Origin of the sequence: Elstera litoralis (assembly GCF_000963705.1) — a bacterium.
Lineage (GTDB): Bacteria > Pseudomonadota > Alphaproteobacteria > Elsterales > Elsteraceae > Elstera > Elstera litoralis.
Genome location: NZ_LAJY01000641.1, coordinates 1 through 859 on the forward strand (window position 1 = coordinate 1; position 859 = coordinate 859).

Here is an 859-nt window from a genome sequence, read left to right on the forward strand (position 1 = left end):
ATCAAATCACTCCTACAAAAAAATTGAATTTCTTCCCCAAGGTTATAAAATTAGTGATTCGTATAAACCCAATTTGGACAGAAAACATGAACACCAGCCAGACGAGATTGAACTTAGTACAAAATTTCGCGCTCGCTATAAGAAAATACATTGATTGTGTTAAGAACCAATTGAATTCATATGATAACTATTATGGAATTAACCATATCTGGTACAGAGAAATTAATGGAGGTTTTAAGGCTTTTTACAAATTCAAATATCATAATTTTCTACCAAAAATTGTTTTAGAAACATCCACGGATTGGGAAAATTTGATATGTTCATTAGAACAACATAAGGATTTTTCTGATTTTCTAAAAGGCGATCTGTATCAGGATGTCGGCAGAGTTGGAAATATTTCTATAGAAGAAATTTTTTTTCGACTATTACCAGATTTGATTTTCGATAATTCTGATTACCCCGTATTTGATAAGAACCATGACATTGAGAGTGAAGTATCAACTTTTCTCGATATTATCGAAAATAAGATAATTTATAACATAACTTTAGTTCCAATCTTGGATGTCAGAGCAAAATCAACAATCAAAATCAATGAAAGCATCGAATTTCGAGAATTTACGCAAAAAGAAAAGGAAAGACTTCTTAATTCAGATATAATTGTTGTTGGTAGTCGCATCCATACTTTAAATAACACTATTTGTGATTGGCACGGCCTCGTAATTTGCCATACGATTAAAATTTCTACTTTCTCGGGCGATATGCCAGATTACAATTCGTATTTCGATAGACAAAATAATATTGAAACTATTATTGAGGCATTTATAACATCTACTATCTTTATTCTGAATAACGTGAAGAT

General features: G+C 30.7%; 1 protein-coding gene. It reads left to right on the forward strand.

All coding sequences use genetic code 11. The features are described 5' to 3' along the window. Nucleotides 1-86: 86 nt before the first annotated feature. A partial coding sequence (locus VZ95_RS24460; RefSeq protein WP_156995406.1) for a hypothetical protein occupies nucleotides 87-859 on the forward strand: 773 nt, incomplete at its 3' end.